General features: G+C 63.4%; 16 protein-coding genes. 7 read left to right on the top strand and 9 right to left on the bottom strand.

Going from position 1 to position 14684, the window contains the following annotated elements; genetic code table 11:
- The first annotated feature begins 3 nt into the window (after positions 1-3).
- Genes BLS74_RS04700 through BLS74_RS04680 form a run of 5 tightly spaced genes read left to right on the top strand, consistent with a single transcriptional unit; the run spans position 4 to position 4817 of the window.
- Complete coding sequence (locus tag BLS74_RS04700; RefSeq protein ID WP_212733623.1) at positions 4-1071, top strand: CaiB/BaiF CoA transferase family protein; 1068 nt, start codon at positions 4-6, stop codon at positions 1069-1071.
- Between the two features lie 58 nt (positions 1072-1129).
- Positions 1130-1591, top strand: coding sequence for a MaoC family dehydratase (locus BLS74_RS04695; RefSeq protein ID WP_170855495.1), 462 nt, complete (start codon positions 1130-1132; stop codon positions 1589-1591).
- Between the two features lie 14 nt (positions 1592-1605).
- Positions 1606-2019: a Zn-ribbon domain-containing OB-fold protein gene (locus tag BLS74_RS04690; protein WP_093103365.1), complete on the top strand. Its 414-nt coding sequence runs from the start codon at positions 1606-1608 to the stop codon at positions 2017-2019.
- Positions 2016-3161, top strand: a complete 1146-nt coding sequence (locus BLS74_RS04685; RefSeq protein WP_093103363.1) for a thiolase C-terminal domain-containing protein — start codon at positions 2016-2018, stop codon at positions 3159-3161. The genes BLS74_RS04690 and BLS74_RS04685 overlap by 4 nt, the downstream gene beginning before the upstream one ends.
- A 3-nt stretch (positions 3162-3164) precedes the next feature.
- The gene (locus tag BLS74_RS04680) at positions 3165-4817 is read left to right on the top strand and encodes a CocE/NonD family hydrolase (RefSeq protein WP_093103362.1); all 1653 of its coding nucleotides are present in this window, start codon (positions 3165-3167) and stop codon (positions 4815-4817) included.
- A gap of 5 nt (positions 4818-4822) precedes the next feature.
- Here the strand turns inward: BLS74_RS04680 and BLS74_RS04675 are convergent, their stop codons facing one another.
- The 6 genes from BLS74_RS04675 to BLS74_RS04645 form a co-directional block, all read right to left on the bottom strand.
- On the bottom strand, positions 4823-5515 hold the full coding sequence (locus tag BLS74_RS04675) for a TetR/AcrR family transcriptional regulator (protein ID WP_093103360.1): 693 nt from the start codon (positions 5513-5515) through the stop codon (positions 4823-4825).
- 372 nt (positions 5516-5887) lie between these two features.
- Positions 5888-6676 (bottom strand): SDR family oxidoreductase, encoded by a 789-nt coding sequence (locus tag BLS74_RS04665; protein ID WP_093103357.1) that lies wholly within the window; start codon positions 6674-6676, stop codon positions 5888-5890.
- Positions 6677-6711: 35 nt separating this feature from the next.
- The gene (locus BLS74_RS04660) at positions 6712-7677 is read right to left on the bottom strand and encodes a Bug family tripartite tricarboxylate transporter substrate binding protein (protein WP_093103356.1); all 966 of its coding nucleotides are present in this window, start codon (positions 7675-7677) and stop codon (positions 6712-6714) included.
- Positions 7674-8633 carry an NAD(P)-dependent oxidoreductase gene (locus BLS74_RS04655; RefSeq protein WP_170855494.1) on the bottom strand — a complete coding sequence of 320 codons (960 nt, stop codon included), beginning with the start codon at positions 8631-8633 and terminating at the stop codon, positions 7674-7676. Before BLS74_RS04655 ends, BLS74_RS04660 begins: the two co-directional genes overlap by 4 nt.
- Before the next feature lie 56 nt (positions 8634-8689).
- Positions 8690-9460 carry a class II aldolase/adducin family protein gene (locus BLS74_RS04650; protein ID WP_093103353.1) on the bottom strand — a complete coding sequence of 257 codons (771 nt, stop codon included), beginning with the start codon at positions 9458-9460 and terminating at the stop codon, positions 8690-8692.
- A gap of 34 nt (positions 9461-9494) precedes the next feature.
- Positions 9495-10469, bottom strand: a complete 975-nt coding sequence (locus BLS74_RS04645; RefSeq protein WP_093103351.1) for an amidohydrolase family protein — start codon at positions 10467-10469, stop codon at positions 9495-9497.
- A gap of 201 nt (positions 10470-10670) precedes the next feature.
- Here BLS74_RS04645 and BLS74_RS04640 point away from each other — a divergent pair, with 201 nt between their 5' ends.
- Both BLS74_RS04640 and BLS74_RS04635 read left to right on the top strand, forming a co-directional pair.
- Positions 10671-10919, top strand: coding sequence for a homogentisate 1,2-dioxygenase (locus BLS74_RS04640; RefSeq protein WP_280142605.1), 249 nt, complete (start codon positions 10671-10673; stop codon positions 10917-10919).
- A 39-nt stretch (positions 10920-10958) separates the two neighbouring features.
- Positions 10959-11420 carry a VOC family protein gene (locus BLS74_RS04635; RefSeq protein ID WP_093103349.1) on the top strand — a complete coding sequence of 154 codons (462 nt, stop codon included), beginning with the start codon at positions 10959-10961 and terminating at the stop codon, positions 11418-11420.
- 62 nt (positions 11421-11482) lie between these two features.
- On the opposite strand, the gene BLS74_RS04630 is transcribed toward BLS74_RS04635, so the two are convergent.
- From BLS74_RS04630 to BLS74_RS04620, 3 genes are read right to left on the bottom strand one after another with little or no spacing between them, the layout of a single operon-like run.
- Entirely contained in the window at positions 11483-13054 is a 1572-nt protein-coding gene (locus BLS74_RS04630) for a UxaA family hydrolase (RefSeq protein ID WP_093103348.1), read from the bottom strand.
- Positions 13048-14259 carry a fumarylacetoacetate hydrolase family protein gene (locus tag BLS74_RS04625; RefSeq protein ID WP_093103346.1) on the bottom strand — a complete coding sequence of 404 codons (1212 nt, stop codon included), beginning with the start codon at positions 14257-14259 and terminating at the stop codon, positions 13048-13050. Before BLS74_RS04625 ends, BLS74_RS04630 begins: the two co-directional genes overlap by 7 nt.
- Positions 14256-14684 carry a cupin domain-containing protein gene (locus BLS74_RS04620; RefSeq protein ID WP_093103345.1) on the bottom strand — a complete coding sequence of 143 codons (429 nt, stop codon included), beginning with the start codon at positions 14682-14684 and terminating at the stop codon, positions 14256-14258. Before BLS74_RS04620 ends, BLS74_RS04625 begins: the two co-directional genes overlap by 4 nt.

Here is a 14684-nt window from a genome sequence, read left to right as displayed (position 1 = left end):
CCGTTGACCGACCTCACCATCGTCGAGTTCGCGGGGCTCGGCCCAGGCCCCTATGCGGCCATGCTGCTCGCGGACATGGGTGCAACCGTGATCCGGATCGAACGACCCGACGCGCAGCCCCCGCGAGCGACGGCGATCTCGCAGCGAGGCCGTGCGAAGCGCTATGCGGCAGACCTCAAGAACCCGGATGATCTCGCGTGCGTCCGTAAGCTCGTCAGCGGCGCCGACGCACTGATCGAAGGCTTTCGTCCGGGCACGATGGAGCGCTTGGGTCTGGGGCCCGAAGTCCTGATCGCGGACAACCCGCGTCTCGTGTACGGGAGGGTTACCGGCTGGGGACAGGCCGGCCCGCTCAGGTCGACCGCGGGTCACGACATCAACTTCATCGCCGTGACGGGTGCGCTCGCGGCAATCGGGCCACCAGAACGCCCCGTCCTGCCATTGAACCTGATCGGGGATTTTGCCGGTGGATCGATGTTCGTCGTCAGCGGCATCCTGGCAGCGCTGATGGCTGCGCGCCGCACCGGCAGGGGCCAAGTAGTCGATGCCGCAATGTGTGACGGGATCGTTTCGCTGATGACGGCGATCCATGAGCAGATCGCCGATGGCGAATGGACAGACGCGCGCGAATCGAACCTGTTCGATGGCGGCCTGCCCGACTACAGCGTCTACGAGTGCGCCGACGGCAAGTTCGTTGCTGTCGGTCCGCTGGAAGAGCCCTTCTACACCAGGCTCTGCGGCGCGGTGGGCCTTGCCTCGCCGCCGAAGCGTCATGCGCCGGCGGATCGCAAGATCCTGCGTGAGACGTTCTCACGAATTTTCAGGACGCGCACCCGCGACGAGTGGAGCGCGCTGCTCGAGCAGGGCGACCACTGCGTGTCGCCCGTCCTGAGTTATCGCGAGGCGCCGCGCCATGCGCATCTCGCCGCGCGCGGCTCGATGATCGAGATCGACGGTGTCTCCCAATCGGGTCCGGCGCCGCGTTTCTCCGTGGATGTCACCCATCCTTCATCGGGCACACGCCATCGAGTGCCCATCACGTCGGCATTGGTTGCCGATGTGACCGACTGAACTCCAGCGGCCGCAACCGGCCGCCATGTGTATTTCTTCAACCAAGCAGGAGCTGCAAATGAGCAAATCGCGCAACGCAAAATACTGGCACGACTTCGAAGTCGGAGAAGTGATCGAGACTGGGGGCCGCACGATCGAGAGCGGCGACGTGAACCTTTTTGCCGGGCTGTCCGGTGACTTCAACCCCGTCCACGTGAACCAGGTGTATGCAGAAAAAGGCATGTTCGGCGTGCGCATCGGCCACGGCCTCCTGACGCTCGCCGTCACCTCCGGCCAGATGAACCAGACCGGGATGTTCGAAGGAACGACCATCGGGTTCCTCGGCATGGACAACGTGCGCTTCTCCAGCCCGGTGCGATTTGGCGACACGGTGCTCACGACTGCCACCGTTACCAGCACGCGCGAGTCGAACAAGCCGGGCCGCGGTATCGTGGCAATGACCATCACCACAAAAAACCAGCGCGGCGAAACCGTGCTGACATACGACCAGGCACTGCTGATGGCAGGCAAGCCCGCCTGAGAGGTCCGGCCCCGATGACCACCGACCGCCCCCTGCCCGTACCCACGCCCGAAACCGCCCATTTCTGGGAAGGCACGCGCGTCGGTGAACTTCGGCTGCAAGCCTGCCGCGACTGCGGCAAGACCTACTTCCCTCCCAGGCCCTTCTGTCCCGCGTGCACGTCCAGGCACGTGGAAGTGGTCCGGGCCAGCGGGCGAGGAACGCTTCACAGCTACGTCATTTCCCACTTGCCGGCGCCCGGGTTCCAGCCCCCCTACACCATTGCAGTGGTCAAACTGGATGAAGGACCGAAGATGATGACCAACATCGTGGGAACTCCTTGTGACCCCGCGTTGTTGCCGCTGGACCACCCCGTGGAGGTCACCTTCGAGGCCTTCAACGACAAGATTTCCCTGCCGCTTTTCAAACTTGCCGGGGATGCGCGATGAACCGGGCCCGCGCAGCGGTCATCGGCGCCGCCGAAACGACCGAGATGGGAAAGCTGCCGCACATGTCGCAGCTCCAGCTGCATGCGGACGCTGCGTTGAACGCGCTCGCGGATGCGGGGCTGAAGCCGTCCGACATCGACGGGATTGCGACAGCGGGCGAAACCCCCGAGTCGCTCGCGCTCTACCTGGGTATCACCCCGACCTGGATCGACGCCACGGGCGTCGGCGGATGCTCCTTCATGATGCACGTGCGCCATGCGATGGCGGCCATCGAGTCGGGGCTGTGCCGCCACGTCCTGATCACCCACGGCGAGAGCGGACGCTCGCGCATCGCCGCAGCGGGGTTTCCCCACCCGATGCCAGGAAGCCTGCCGCAGCAGTTCGAGACCCCGTTCGGCACCTACGGCCCGCCAACGATGTTCACGCTCCCTGTGCTGCGCTACCTGAAGGACCGCGGCTACGAACAGGAAGACCTGGCCCGTGTCGCCGTCGTCCAGCGCGAATGGGCCGCCCTCAACCCGCGCGCCAGCCAGAAGGCGCCGATCACCGTCGACGACGTGATGGCCTCGAAGATGATCGCATACCCGTTCCGGATGCTGATGTGCTGCCTGGTCACCGACGGCGGCGGTGCGATCGTGCTGTCTTCCGCCGAGCGTGCGGCGGACCTTCACGACCGGCCCGTCTATGTGATCGGCACGGGCGAAAGCGTAGAGGGCAACATGATCAGCCAGATGGAGGACTTCAGCTCCTCCAAGGCGTTCCGCGTGTCGGGACGCAACGCATTCGCACATGCCGGTATCACTCATGCGGACGTGGACCACCTGATGATCTACGACGCGTTCGCTCATCTGCCGCTGTACGGACTGGAAGACCTTGGGTTCTGCCAACCCGGCGAGGCGGCCGCGTTCATTCGTGAAGAGCACACGCGCCCCGGCGGCAAGCTGCCGCTGAATACCAACGGCGGTGGCCTCAGCTACATGCATTCCGGCATGTATGGCATGTATGCACTGCAGGAAAGCATCCGACAAATGCGCGGCGTCGCGCCTGCGCAGGTTCAGGGCGCGAAGATTTCAGTGGCTCATGGCGTCGGCGGCATGTTTGCGGCGAGCTCGACGATCATCTTCTCCAACGAAAGCACCTGAACGATGTCTACCTTCGAGATGCGTTTCACCCGAGGCAAATTTCCTGCTGGCGGCGGCTACCCGGGTCGCCGGCCCGGGACGAGGACCGACGAGAAGCTCGGCATGGTTTGCGAATACGACGTGCCGGTCACGATGCGCGACGGCGTGAAGATCTACGTCGACATCTTTCGCCCCGCGAAGGAGGGACACTACCCCGTCGTCCTGGCCTGGGCGCCCTATGGCAAGCATGCCGCGGCGGAAGACTACTACGCGATGCTTCCTGGCTGCGGCCAGGCGAAGGTCCTGCACTCCGAATACGGCATGTTCGAAGGGCCGGACCCAGCGCACTGGTGCCCGCACGGTTATGTCATCGTGAAGGTCGACCCGCGCGGGGCGTGGGGATCGGAAGGCGACCTGACCTTCATGAGCCCGCAGGAGGCGCTGGATGGCTACGACGTTGTCGAATGGGCCGGCACGCAGGCATGGAGCAACGGCAAGGTGGGCATGAACGGTGTGTCCTACCTGGGCTGGACCCAGTGGAAGATCGCCTCCATGAACCCCCCGCACCTGGCGGCGATCAACCCATGGGAAGGTGCAAGCGACTTCTATCGTGAGCTGTGCTTCCACGGCGGGATCCGCAGCAACTTCACGGCAATGTTTCCGGGGACGATGTGCAGGCCGACAAGGCGCGCAGAAGACCTGCTCGCGATGTGCAAGGAACATCCGTTGTTCGATGACTACTGGGCCAGCAAGAATGCCGACCTCGAGAAGATCACGGTGCCTGCGTTCGTCGTGGCGAGCTGGTCCGACCACGGACTCCATACCCGCGGGACTTTCGAGGGCTACAAGAAGATCTCCTCGAAGGAAAAGTGGCTGCGGGTGCACGGCCGCAAGAAGTGGGTGGACTACTACGCGCACGTCGAGATGCAGCGGCAGTTCTACGACCGGTTCCTGAAGGGCATCGACAACGAGGTCAAGTATTGGCCCAGGGTCAACCTGGAGATCAGGGAGCGATCGCACGTCGGCAACTTTCGGCCGGAAAACGAGTGGCCCCTGGCGCGCACGGTCTATGCGCCATTGTTCCTCGGCGCGGCGCGCGGCGAACTCAGCACGGAGCCATTCGGGGAGGCGGGAACAGCCAGCTACTGCGTCGACAACCCGAAGGACAAGAGCCAGAACGCCACGTTCGGAATGACGTTCCCCCGGAAGACGGAGCTGACCGGCCACGCAAAGCTCAAGCTATGGGTCGAAGCCGAAGGCAGCGACGACATGGACTTGTATGTGGTGCTCGACAAGATCGACCGCAGCGGAAACAGGGTTCCGCTGCCCTCGCAGAGCGCGTATGACCTTGGGCCGGTCGCCTATGGCTGGTTGCGCGTGTCGCACCGCGAACTCGACGAAGAGCGCTCCACGCCCTTCCAGCCCGTGTTGCTGCACCGCCGGGAGATCAAGCTCGCGGCCGGCGAAATCGTCCCGGTGGAGATCGAACTGTGGGCCGCGAGCATGCTGTTCGAAGCCGGCGAGGGCTTGCGCGTCACGGTGATCGGCAGCGACCTGCACGCGCAGGAAGCCTGGGAGCATGACGCCGTGCGCACTGTCAACCGCGGCATGCACGTGATCCACGCGGGCGGCCCGTACGACTCGCACCTGCTCGTGCCGGTGATTCCGGCCCGGTAGCAGTTTCAGGGCCTGGGTTTCGCTTCCAGGCCCTTGAACAACACTTCGAGCAGGGTGTCGCTGAGCGAGGAAACGGCTTCCGGCGTCGTGGGCATTTCGCCATACACCTCGTTGAGCAACCGGCTCAGCGTAAAGGTGAGCACGCAAGCGCCGACAATGACGTTGGTGACGTCCCGCGGCGGCAGCTTGCGCACCACCCCCGCGGCGATCGCCGATTCGATGGCGGCGTTGAAAGTCGCGTAGCCGCGGACCATGAAGCGCTTCGCGAGCCACTTCAGGCGTGGCGAATCGTTCATGCCCTCATGAATGAGGATGCGAGTCAGGTCAGGGTCCGCCGCATTGGCGGAGATGAATCGGCGCAGCATCACCTTCAGACGTGAAAGATGATCCACGTCGCGCAGGTCTTCCATGTTCAAGGAAAACATGTTCCCGCGGGAATGCATGAGGTGCTCCACTGCCGCCTTCCAGAGCTTTTCCTTCGTCCCGAAATGGTAGTGCACCATCGACTGAGTGAGTCCGGCAGCGGCTGCCACTGCCCCCGTACTGACAGCATCGAAGCCGTGCTGCGCGAACAGCGCTACCGCAGCCTCGAGCAGGCGCTCGGCAGGCATCTCGGGCATGGGCGTCGCAGCAGGCGCGGCCCGGCGCGGTGCGGACTTCGGCTTAACGGGAACAGGTGCGTCAGGGATCCGTTTCATTGGTAGGTATTGTAGATTGGCAAATTGAAGTTCCAGATAGATCTATCTCGAGGTGCAAGCTTCCGAGTTCACCCTTTGCACATCCCGCGCTCCACTTCGCCGAAGCTTCGTCCGCAACGGCCCCCGCGCGCCAAGCACCGGTGAAACACGAAAGAAGGCATCGTCTTCGGCCGGCGCTTCACCTCGATAGGCTTGAGCATGAACCGCTCCCCCAGCGATGGAGCAAGGCACATGACTTGTTCGAGACGCATGAGAGGGTCGATGGCTTGCGACCGCATTTCCTTCAGCGGCTTGCGCCACGCGGCTGAGAGGCGAGCTGCCGGACAGCTGCAAGAACACTGCGGTTCTTGCACGGTGGCGCAGCAGGGCTTCTTAAAAGGTGGAGAAGAGCTGGCCGCCGTCGATCACGATGCTTTGTCCGATGATGAAGCTCGCGTACTGGCTGCACAACAGCGCGCAGAGTGCACCCACGTCCTTGGCGTCGCCAAGCTTGAGGGCCGGAATGCCCACCTGGGCGATCCACTTGTCCTCTTCTTGCTTGTATGTCGTTCCGTTCTTCTTGGACTGGGCCTCGAACCTTTGCTGCATGGCAGCGGTATCGAACATGCCAGGCAGAATGTTGTTGATGGCGACGTTGCTCTTCGCAAGCCCGCTGGAGATCGCGGCCGTATAGTTGCACAAGGCGGCGCGGGGCGGCCCTGAAAGAAGGCGGCTCTCGTGCGGCCGTTTTGCCGCAATCGTGCCGATGTTGACGACGCGGCCGAAGCCGCGTTTCGCCATACCACCGACAGTCGCCCGCATGAGTTCGACGGGGCCTAGCAACGTGGTCGAAAGCGCGTCCATCCATTCTTCGGGCTCTGGCTCCATATAGCTCTGTAGGAACCGCGGCGGCGAACAGGTGATGACGAGGATATCGGGCTCAGGGCATGCCGCGAGCAGGCGGGCGCGGCCCTCGGTGGTGCCATGGTCGGCTACAACGGGAACGACGCGGACGCCCGTCGTCTGCGCAAGTTCCTGAGCCGTCGCTTGCAGGCGCGCCTCGCCCCTCGCCGAGATGCAGACCTCTACGCCCTCCCTCGCAAGCGCCAGGGCGCTTTCTTTTCCCATCCCGGCACTGCCGCCCGCGACGATGGCCCTTTTTCCCTTGATCCCGAGTTCCATTTCCTATCCTTTTGGTGCGTTGCGTTGGGCCCTCGCTACTCAGGCTTGATGCCAGCTTCCTTGAAGGCCTGCTCGCCACGCGCTACGTCCTCCGCGATTCGCCTGGCGAGATCTTCCGCATTGCCGCTCAACGGCCTGATGCCGCGGGACGCGATTTTTGTTTCGACAAATTCCTTGTTGGCGAGGACCGCCTGGACGTCGGCACTGATCTTGTTCACGACGGCACTGGGCGTACCGGCAGGTGCAAAAACGCCGTACCACAGCCTCGAGATGAGATAGGGGAAACCTTGCTCCGTGGCCGTCTTGACATTGGGGAAATGCGGATGGCGTGAAGAGCCCGTCATGGCGAGCACCTTGAGCTTCTTCGCCTGGATGAGCGGTTCGGCGACGTTGGTGCCCCCCATCCCCAACTGGATTTCCCCGCCCGCCATCCCGGCCAACACGGGCCCGATGCCCTTATACGGAACGGCCAGCAAGTCGATTCCTTCCCGCTTGTTCAACATCAGAAAAGCAAGGTCGGCCTGGCTGCCCTTCGAAAACGAACCGAAGCTGAGCTGCTTCGGGTGCGCGCGAGCGTATGCCACGAGTTCCCGAAGGTCGTTCACCGGCAAGCTCTGGCTCGCGAGGAGGAACATCTCCGTCTGTGCCACGAGCGACACCGGCACAAAACTCTTGTCAGGGTCGTACGGCAGCTTCGCAAAGAGAAATCGATTGGCGACGAACGTAAAGTCGCCCGTTGCCAAAATCGTGTACCCGTCTGGCGCGGCGTTGGCCACTGCCTCGGCTCCTATCCGCGAATCCGCACCTGCACGGTTCTCCACGATGACTGGCTGCCCCCATTTGTTCGATAGCTCAACGGCCAGCGCTCGATACAGGATGTCCATGCCGCCGGGCGGATACGGCACGATGATCTTCACCGGCTTCTGGGGAAACCGTTGCGTCTGTGCCTGCGCGCCAACGCATGTAAACACCAACCCGATCAAGACAAGCATCCATTTCATATCGTCTCCTTGGTTCTCACACCGGTCAACTGGTCTTTGACTGGTGTCAATAGACTCTTGTTTCTGCAGCTCTCAGGTAGCTTTCCATCCAGCAGGGCCAAGATGTTGGCGACCGCGGTCCGCGGGATCTGCTCAATCATTTGCACCGTATGGCCGACCGAGTGCGGGGTCAGGATGACGTTGGGAAGCTGCCGGAACGGGTGCCTGGCGGGCAGCGGTTCAATTTCGAACACGTCGAGCGCGGCAGCGCCCACCTGGCCGGATTGCAAAGCTTCGACCAATGCGTCCTCGTCCACCAGGCCGCCCCGGGCTGTATTGACAAGGAGCACTCCACGCTTCATCAGTTGCATACGGCTTCTATCCAGCCAATGCCTGCTGCCATCGTCCAGCCGGGTCATCAGCAGCACCACGTCGCTGGCGGCCAGAAGATGTTCGCTCGAAACGAAAGAAATGCCTTCCTCGTTCTCCTGCGCCTGGCGGGTGTGCACCAGGATCGTGGCCTGCCAGCCCTTGAGGCGGTGAACGATCTCCCGCGCGATGCCGCCATAGCCCACGATGCCAACGGTGCGACCCTTCAGCATATTGCGATGCTGGACACGTTCGCCACCCACCCGAAGCTGGGCTTCCGTTTCACGCAACCGGTACAGCAACGCCAGCACGAGCATGATGGTGGCTTCGGCCATGCTCTCCCTGCTCTCGCGAATCTCCCCGTTGACCACGGGGATGGACCTGCGTGTGGCCTCCTCTACATCAATCCATTCGTAGCCGAGTAGCGGCGAAACGATTCCTCGCAGCTCCGGCATCGCCTCCATTTCCCTCGCCCCGCAGGGTGTCATCATGCAGACGAGTACGGTGGCTTGCGCCAACTGCGGGAAGTCCAGCAGTTGGTGGCCTTCGGTCGCAATCACGGACGCCGGACGACCGGCGTCCTCGAGCAAGGATGCGATCTTTTTCATGAGCGGCCCGGTCCGCGCCGGCCCAATGATGAAGAGCATAGGCTTGCCGGGTGGTGCTAATTTCGGAAAGAAGGATCGATCCGGTCCAGCATTCGCAGCAGGGGCGGCCAGTCGCGTTGATCGGCTTTTCCACGGTTCTCGTGAAACAGGTTCGAAGTCTTTTCGATCGCGTCGCGCGATGGCATCAATGGCTTGACACCGCCGCCGAGCGCCGCGACCTGTGCCTGGCAGGCACGTTCGAGGTAGTACATCGTTCCGAAGGCCTCGGCAACTGTGCGGCCGCAGGCCAGCAGACCGTGGTTCTCGAGAATCATGGCGTTATGCTCACCCAGGTCTCTCGCCAGTCGTTCCCGCTCGGCCAGATCGATGGCGATGCCCTCATACGCATGCCGCGCAATGCGATTGTGGAATCGCATCGCATGCTGGGTGATCGGCAGCAGGCCATCCGGGTGCGTCGACACGGCCATGCCGGCCGCGGTATGGGTGTGCATCACACATTTGATGTCCGGACGCGCGGCGTGCACCGCGCTGTGGATCACGAAGCCGGCGGCATTGATGCCGACGCCCGCCGGGTCGTCCAGGATTTCTCCGGAGGCGCTGACCTTGACCAGGTTGGAGGCGCAGACTTCTTCGAACAAGAGCCCGAAAGCGTTCAGCAAAAACTCTTCCCTGCCGTCAAGCCGCGCGGAGATGTGCGTGTAGGTCATGTCGGTCATGCGGAAATGCGCAGCCAACCGGTAGCACGCCGCCAGGTCCGTGCGTATGGCTTGTTCACTTGCCGCGTGGGACGGCGTCGAGTCGGCGTAGGAGGCAACTTCTTTCGGCATGTCTGGGTTCCTTGTCGCTGCGGGATTCGATCGCTCAGAGACCAAACAGGCGGCGCGCGTTCCCGGATGCCACCTGTCGCTTGTCGTTCGGGCTGATCGGGCAGTTGTCAAACCATTCGGTGATTTCGCTCATCGACTCGTAGGGATAGTCGACCGCGAAGAGCACGCGGTCGACGCCGATCTCGCTGATCGTATGGAGCAGCCCCTGGGTGCGAAACGTCCCGGAAGTCGTCACATAGAAGTTGTCGCAGAAGTACTGCATCGGCGTGCGCAGATGCGTGCCGTGCGAGCCCGGCAATTGGTGGCGAAACCGATGCTCGACCCGGGGCAGCGAGAGCGCCAGACCTTCGCCGAGGTGTCCAAGCACCACGTTCAGTTTCGGAAAACGGTCGAAAAGCCCGCTCAACATCAGCCGGAGCGCGTGGGTGGCAGTTTCGTGGCCGAATCCCCAGGCAGATCCGACGAGGCCCGGGTAGCCTTTGTAGGCTTTGCGCTGACTCGCGAGCGGCATGCGTGGATGGAGGTACACCGGCACGCCCAGCTCGCTGACGGCCTCCCAGAAGGTCAAGACTTCCGGCTCGTCCAGGTATCGCGCGTTGTCGTCGCCCAGGTCGGTGAATCCATTGACGAGAATTCCGATGCAACCCAATTCCCTGCACGCCCTCTGCGCTTCCAGTGCCGCCTGTTCGGGATCTTGCAGCGGGACGCAAGCAAAAGTCTTGAGGCGCGAAGGGTCCCTCCTCGCCAATGTCTCGGCCGCGTAGTCGTTCATGCGCCGCGCAAAGTCGACGGCCTTTCGCGTGTCCTGGATGCCTTGCGCGCCAGGCTGCGTCAGGGAGAGCACCGAGATGGAAATGCCGGCGGCATCCATTTCCTCCAGCCGGCGATCGACGTCCTGCAGCCGCTGGTTCAAGTGGGCCAGGTAGCCGGCGTCGATAAAACCAAAGGTGGCGGGCGTATCGGCTTCCGGCGATTCCCAATGCTCTTCTATCGCTATCTTTCCTTGCATCTCAGTCCTTCACTCAGGTTTGATTCCGGGGGGAGCGTATGAACTTCGCGGCTGCGTTGACGTCTATTGTGAATAGGTCAATCTATAATGTCAATCGATCTATCTATAAAGGCCTTGACGCCCGCGCGGAAACGCAGCCATGACAAGTTCTTCGCGCAGGCGACCATCGTTGGAAAATGATCAAGAAACAAGGAGCACCGCATGGCGGATGAGTTGAAATACCAATCGGGCTGGGGGAACGAGTTCGCAACCGAGAGCCTGCCGGGCGCGTTACCTGCCGGCCGCAACTCGCCTCAGCGCTGTCCCTATGGGCTCTACGCGGAGCAACTGTCCGGCACGGCGTTCGCTGCGCCGCGCGCCGACAACCGCCGCTCGTGGCTCTACCGCATGCGCCCTGCCGCGTGCACGCCGCGTCACTCTGTGCGCCAGGGTCGCCATTGCCCGCCATGATGACTAAGCCCTGCACGAGATACTTTGTGGAGATGTTCTATGCCTGTCGTCGCGTTCGACCACGTCGCTGTACCTTCGAGTCAGCCCGAGCAAATGCTGCGCTTCTATCGAGACCTGGGCTTTACAGCACCGACCCCGGAGGAGTGGCGCTCGCTGAATGTGCCGGTCTTTTCTGTCCACTTCGGTGACAACAAGATCAATTTCCACGCGCCGGCCTTGTGGGAAAGGGGTGACTTCACCCTGCGAGGCCATTCTGCGCGCCCTGGCTGTGGAGACTTCTGCTTCGTCTGGTCCGGTACCGTGGCGGAGTTGACCACCACATTGGAAGCGGCTGGAGCAACGGTCGAAGAGGGGCCTGTGCAACGGCTCGGTGGACGTCGGGGAGGCCTCGACGAAGGGGTTAGCTTGTACACCAGGGACCCCGATGCGAACTTGCTTGAGTTCATCGTGTACCCCCCAAAGGGTGAACAGGAGAGTCTTGTGACGATCGTGCAACGCTAGTCGTTACCGCCACAGCGTCGCTCCTCAGCGAGAGTTTGATCCAGCAGCTGACGAGCTCGGTTTCAGGTCACGACACTGATCTGCCAGGGCACGAATTCATTCTGGCCATAGCCATGCAGTTCGCTGCGCGAGCGCTGGCCCGAAGCGGTATCGAGCAGCAGCTGGAACAGTTCGGCGCCGAGTTCGTCGATGGTCTTGCTGCCGTCGAGAACCGCGCCGCAGTTCAGATCCATGTCGTCGGACTGACGTTGCCACAGCGCAGTGTTGGTCGCGAGCTTCACCGAAGGCGAAGGCGCGCAGCCGTAGGCCGACCCGCGTCCGGTGGTGAAGCAGATCAGGTTCGCGCCACCGGCCACTTGTCCCGTCGCAGAAACCGGGTCGTAGCCCGGTGTATCCATGAATACAAGGCCGGGCGTCTTGACCGGCCGCGCGTATTCATAGACTTCGGTCAGGTTGGTCGATCCTCCTTTGGCAATGCCGCCCAAGGACTTCTCCAACACCGTCGTCAGGCCGCCGGCCTTGTTGCCGGCCGACGGGTTGTTGTCCATCGAGGCGCCGTTGCGGGCACAGAAGTCCTCCCACCAGCGAATGCGCTGGACCAGCTTGCGGCCCACCTCCGGTGTGGCGGCCCGCCGCGTCAACAGGTGTTCGGCGCCGTAGATCTCGGGAGTTTCCGAGAGGATCGCGGTGCCGCCGTGCGCCACCAGCAAGTCCACCGCCGCGCCAAGCACCGGGTTCGCCGAGATACCCGAATAGCCGTCCGAGCCGCCGCACTGGAGGCCCACGACCAGATGGGCCGCCGGCACCCGCTTGCGCTCGACCTGGTTCGCACGCGGCAGCATTTGGCGGATCCGCTCGATGCCGCTGGCAATCGCCTTGGTTGTGCCGCCGCTGTCCTGGATCGTGTACGCCTGCAGGCCCGCGCTCTCGCTCAGGCCCTGGGTGGCGAGCAGCCTGGGGATCTGATTCGTTTCGCAGCCCAGGCCCACCATCAACACGCTGGCGAAGTTGGGATGGCACGCGTAACCTCCCAGCGTGCGCTGCAGGATCGCCAGGCCTTCGCCCTGGGGATCGACCGCACAGCCCGAACCGTGCGTCAGCGCCACAACGCCATCGACGTTCGGAAACGCGGCCAGGGCTTCGGGATGGATGTCGCGACGGAAGTGATCGGCAATCGCGCGCGCAACCGTCGCCGAGCAATTCACCGAGGTCAGTATGCCGATGTAGTTGCGCGTCGCGATGCGGCCGTCGGCGCGCACGATCCCGCTGAAGGTGGCCGGCCGCGTCACGGCCGGCGTCACGCGCGCGTCGGTGCCGAAGGCGTAGTCGCGCGTGAACTGGCCGATCGCCAGGTTGTGGGAGTGAACGTGCTGGCCGGCGCGGATCGACTGGCTGGCGAAGCCGATGATCTGGCCGTAGCGCCGGACCGGGCTGCCGGCCTCGATCGCGCGGGTCGCCATCTTGTGGCCGGGTGGGATCAGCCCCAGCGCGGTGACGTTCTCGCTCGCGATGAAAGCGCCCGACACGAGCTGGTCCAACGAGATCACTACATCGTCTTCAGGATGAAGGCGAATCACGCGTGCGCCGGTTGGCGCGAGCGATGTCGTAGCGGCTTCTTCGATCGGGCTCAGCATGGTCGTGACTCTTTTTCAGCAAGCAGGCCGCGCGTCGCAAGGTTGCGCATCAGCGCACCGATACCGAACTGCCACGGCGCGATGCGGTCACTCCGGTCCACGCGATTGACGAGCATGCCGAGCTTCGGGGTTGCGATGCTCACCACATCTCCCACTTCGTGCGTGAAGCCCAGTCCCGGGCCATGGCGGTCCTGGGTCGGTGCGAACATCGTGCCCAGGAACAGCATGAAGCCGTCTGGATACTGATGGTGCGCACCGATGGCCTGCGACACGATGTCCAGCGGGTCGCGGCTGATCTTCGCGAGCGAGCTGGAGCCGTGCATGGTGAAGCCTTCGAGACCTTCGACGCGCATCGCCAGCTCGACGCGCCGAACGTCGGCAATGCCGAACCCGGCGTCGAACAGCCGCACGAACGGCCCGATCGCGCACGAGCCGTTGTTGTCCTTGGCTTTGCCGAGCAGCAAGGCGCTGCGCCCTTCGAAGTCGCGCAGGTTGATGTCGTTGCCCAGAGATGCGCCCACGACCAGGCCTCGGCTGTTGACCGCCAGCACGACCTCGGGCTCGGGGTTGTTCCAGGACGATCCAGGGTGCAGGCCCACGGTGCTGCCGGTCCCCAGCGAGGACAGCACCGGCGCCTTGGTGAAGAGTTCGGCATCGGGGCCGATGCCGACTTCGAGGTACTGCGACCAGGCCCCTTGGGCGATTAGCACCCGCTTGACGCGCTCGGCTTCGGCCGAGCCCGGCACGATGCCGGCCAGGTTGGCGCCCAGGATGCCGGTGAGCGCCTGACGGATGCCTTCGGCCTTGCTCGCATCGCCGCGCGCCTGTTCTTCGATGACGCGTTCGAGCAGGCTTTCGATAAAGGTCACGCCGCTGGCCTTGACCACCTGCAAGTCGTTGGGCGCCAGCAGCCAGGCCTGGTCGGACTTGCGCAAGGCTTCGTCGCTGTTGGCAAGGACGGCAGCGAACTCCGCGACGCGGGGGGCGCCTGCCACCGCGGCATGGACCGCCGCGGCCGGGTCGTCCAGTTCGAACAGTTCGCTGGTGGTTGCCGCCAGGCGCGACAGGTCGTGCAGTGCGCCCGCGTGATAGGCCACCACGACCGGGCCGACGCCGGGTTGCCAGAGTCGGCCCACCAGCAGTGCGTTGTCGCTGTCCTCGGGCAGCGTGGCTGCCAGGTCAAGAATCTCGGTGCAGGCATTCATGGGCGGCATTCGATCGTTACATAGTCAGCAGGCATGTTGATCTCGATGAGCTCAAGGTCGTCGGACTGTCCGATGACGTTGTGCGCCACTCCAGCGGGCTGACTGAGACAGGAGCCGGCCACGACGGTCACCGGCTCGCTGATCCCGTCGAACCGGAATTGGACCCAGCCTCTCAACACATACACGAAATGCCCGGTCATGTCGTGCCAATGCCAACCGGTCTCTTCGCCGAAAGGCTGGATGGCGCGGATGTGCCTGGCGCTGATGCGACCGTCCGACGCATCCGCCATGCCGAGATCCCGATACTCGACATTGGCGCGAGGACCATCGCGGTGAAAACGGCTGTCTTCGAGGGGGGTGAGAACAAGCTTTGATTTCGCTTCGGCAAGCGACAACGGACCTGGGTATCGCGCGGATTTGCTCAT

The sequence above is a fragment of the Variovorax sp. CF079 genome (assembly GCF_900101545.1).
Lineage (GTDB): Bacteria > Pseudomonadota > Gammaproteobacteria > Burkholderiales > Burkholderiaceae_C > Variovorax.
Note: the sequence above shows the minus strand (reverse complement) of the source record. Positions and strands in the feature narration are given on the sequence as shown.

Bases quoted from the DNA above. Each gene is read 5' to 3' on its own strand.
- BLS74_RS04625 (WP_093103346.1), bottom strand. From the start codon at position 14,259: ATGAATGCCTGCACCGAGATTCTTGACCTGGCAGCCACGCTGCCCGAG.
- BLS74_RS04640 (WP_280142605.1), top strand. From the start codon at position 10,671: ATGGCGGATGAGTTGAAATACCAATCGGGCTGGGGGAACGAGTTCGCA.
- BLS74_RS04690 (WP_093103365.1), top strand. From the start codon at position 1,606: ATGACCACCGACCGCCCCCTGCCCGTACCCACGCCCGAAACCGCCCAT.
- BLS74_RS04650 (WP_093103353.1), bottom strand. From the start codon at position 9,460: ATGCCGAAAGAAGTTGCCTCCTACGCCGACTCGACGCCGTCCCACGCG.
- BLS74_RS04635 (WP_093103349.1), top strand. From the start codon at position 10,959: ATGCCTGTCGTCGCGTTCGACCACGTCGCTGTACCTTCGAGTCAGCCC.
- BLS74_RS04685 (WP_093103363.1), top strand. From the start codon at position 2,016: ATGAACCGGGCCCGCGCAGCGGTCATCGGCGCCGCCGAAACGACCGAG.
- BLS74_RS04695 (WP_170855495.1), top strand. From the start codon at position 1,130: ATGAGCAAATCGCGCAACGCAAAATACTGGCACGACTTCGAAGTCGGA.
- BLS74_RS04675 (WP_093103360.1), bottom strand. From the start codon at position 5,515: ATGAAACGGATCCCTGACGCACCTGTTCCCGTTAAGCCGAAGTCCGCA.
- BLS74_RS04645 (WP_093103351.1), bottom strand. From the start codon at position 10,469: ATGCAAGGAAAGATAGCGATAGAAGAGCATTGGGAATCGCCGGAAGCC.
- BLS74_RS04630 (WP_093103348.1), bottom strand. From the start codon at position 13,054: ATGCTGAGCCCGATCGAAGAAGCCGCTACGACATCGCTCGCGCCAACC.
- BLS74_RS04660 (WP_093103356.1), bottom strand. From the start codon at position 7,677: ATGAAATGGATGCTTGTCTTGATCGGGTTGGTGTTTACATGCGTTGGC.
- BLS74_RS04620 (WP_093103345.1), bottom strand. From the start codon at position 14,684: ATGAGCAAATCCGCGCGATACCCAGGTCCGTTGTCGCTTGCCGAAGCG.
- BLS74_RS04665 (WP_093103357.1), bottom strand. From the start codon at position 6,676: ATGGAACTCGGGATCAAGGGAAAAAGGGCCATCGTCGCGGGCGGCAGT.
- BLS74_RS04655 (WP_170855494.1), bottom strand. From the start codon at position 8,633: ATGAAAAAGATCGCATCCTTGCTCGAGGACGCCGGTCGTCCGGCGTCC.
- BLS74_RS04680 (WP_093103362.1), top strand. From the start codon at position 3,165: ATGTCTACCTTCGAGATGCGTTTCACCCGAGGCAAATTTCCTGCTGGC.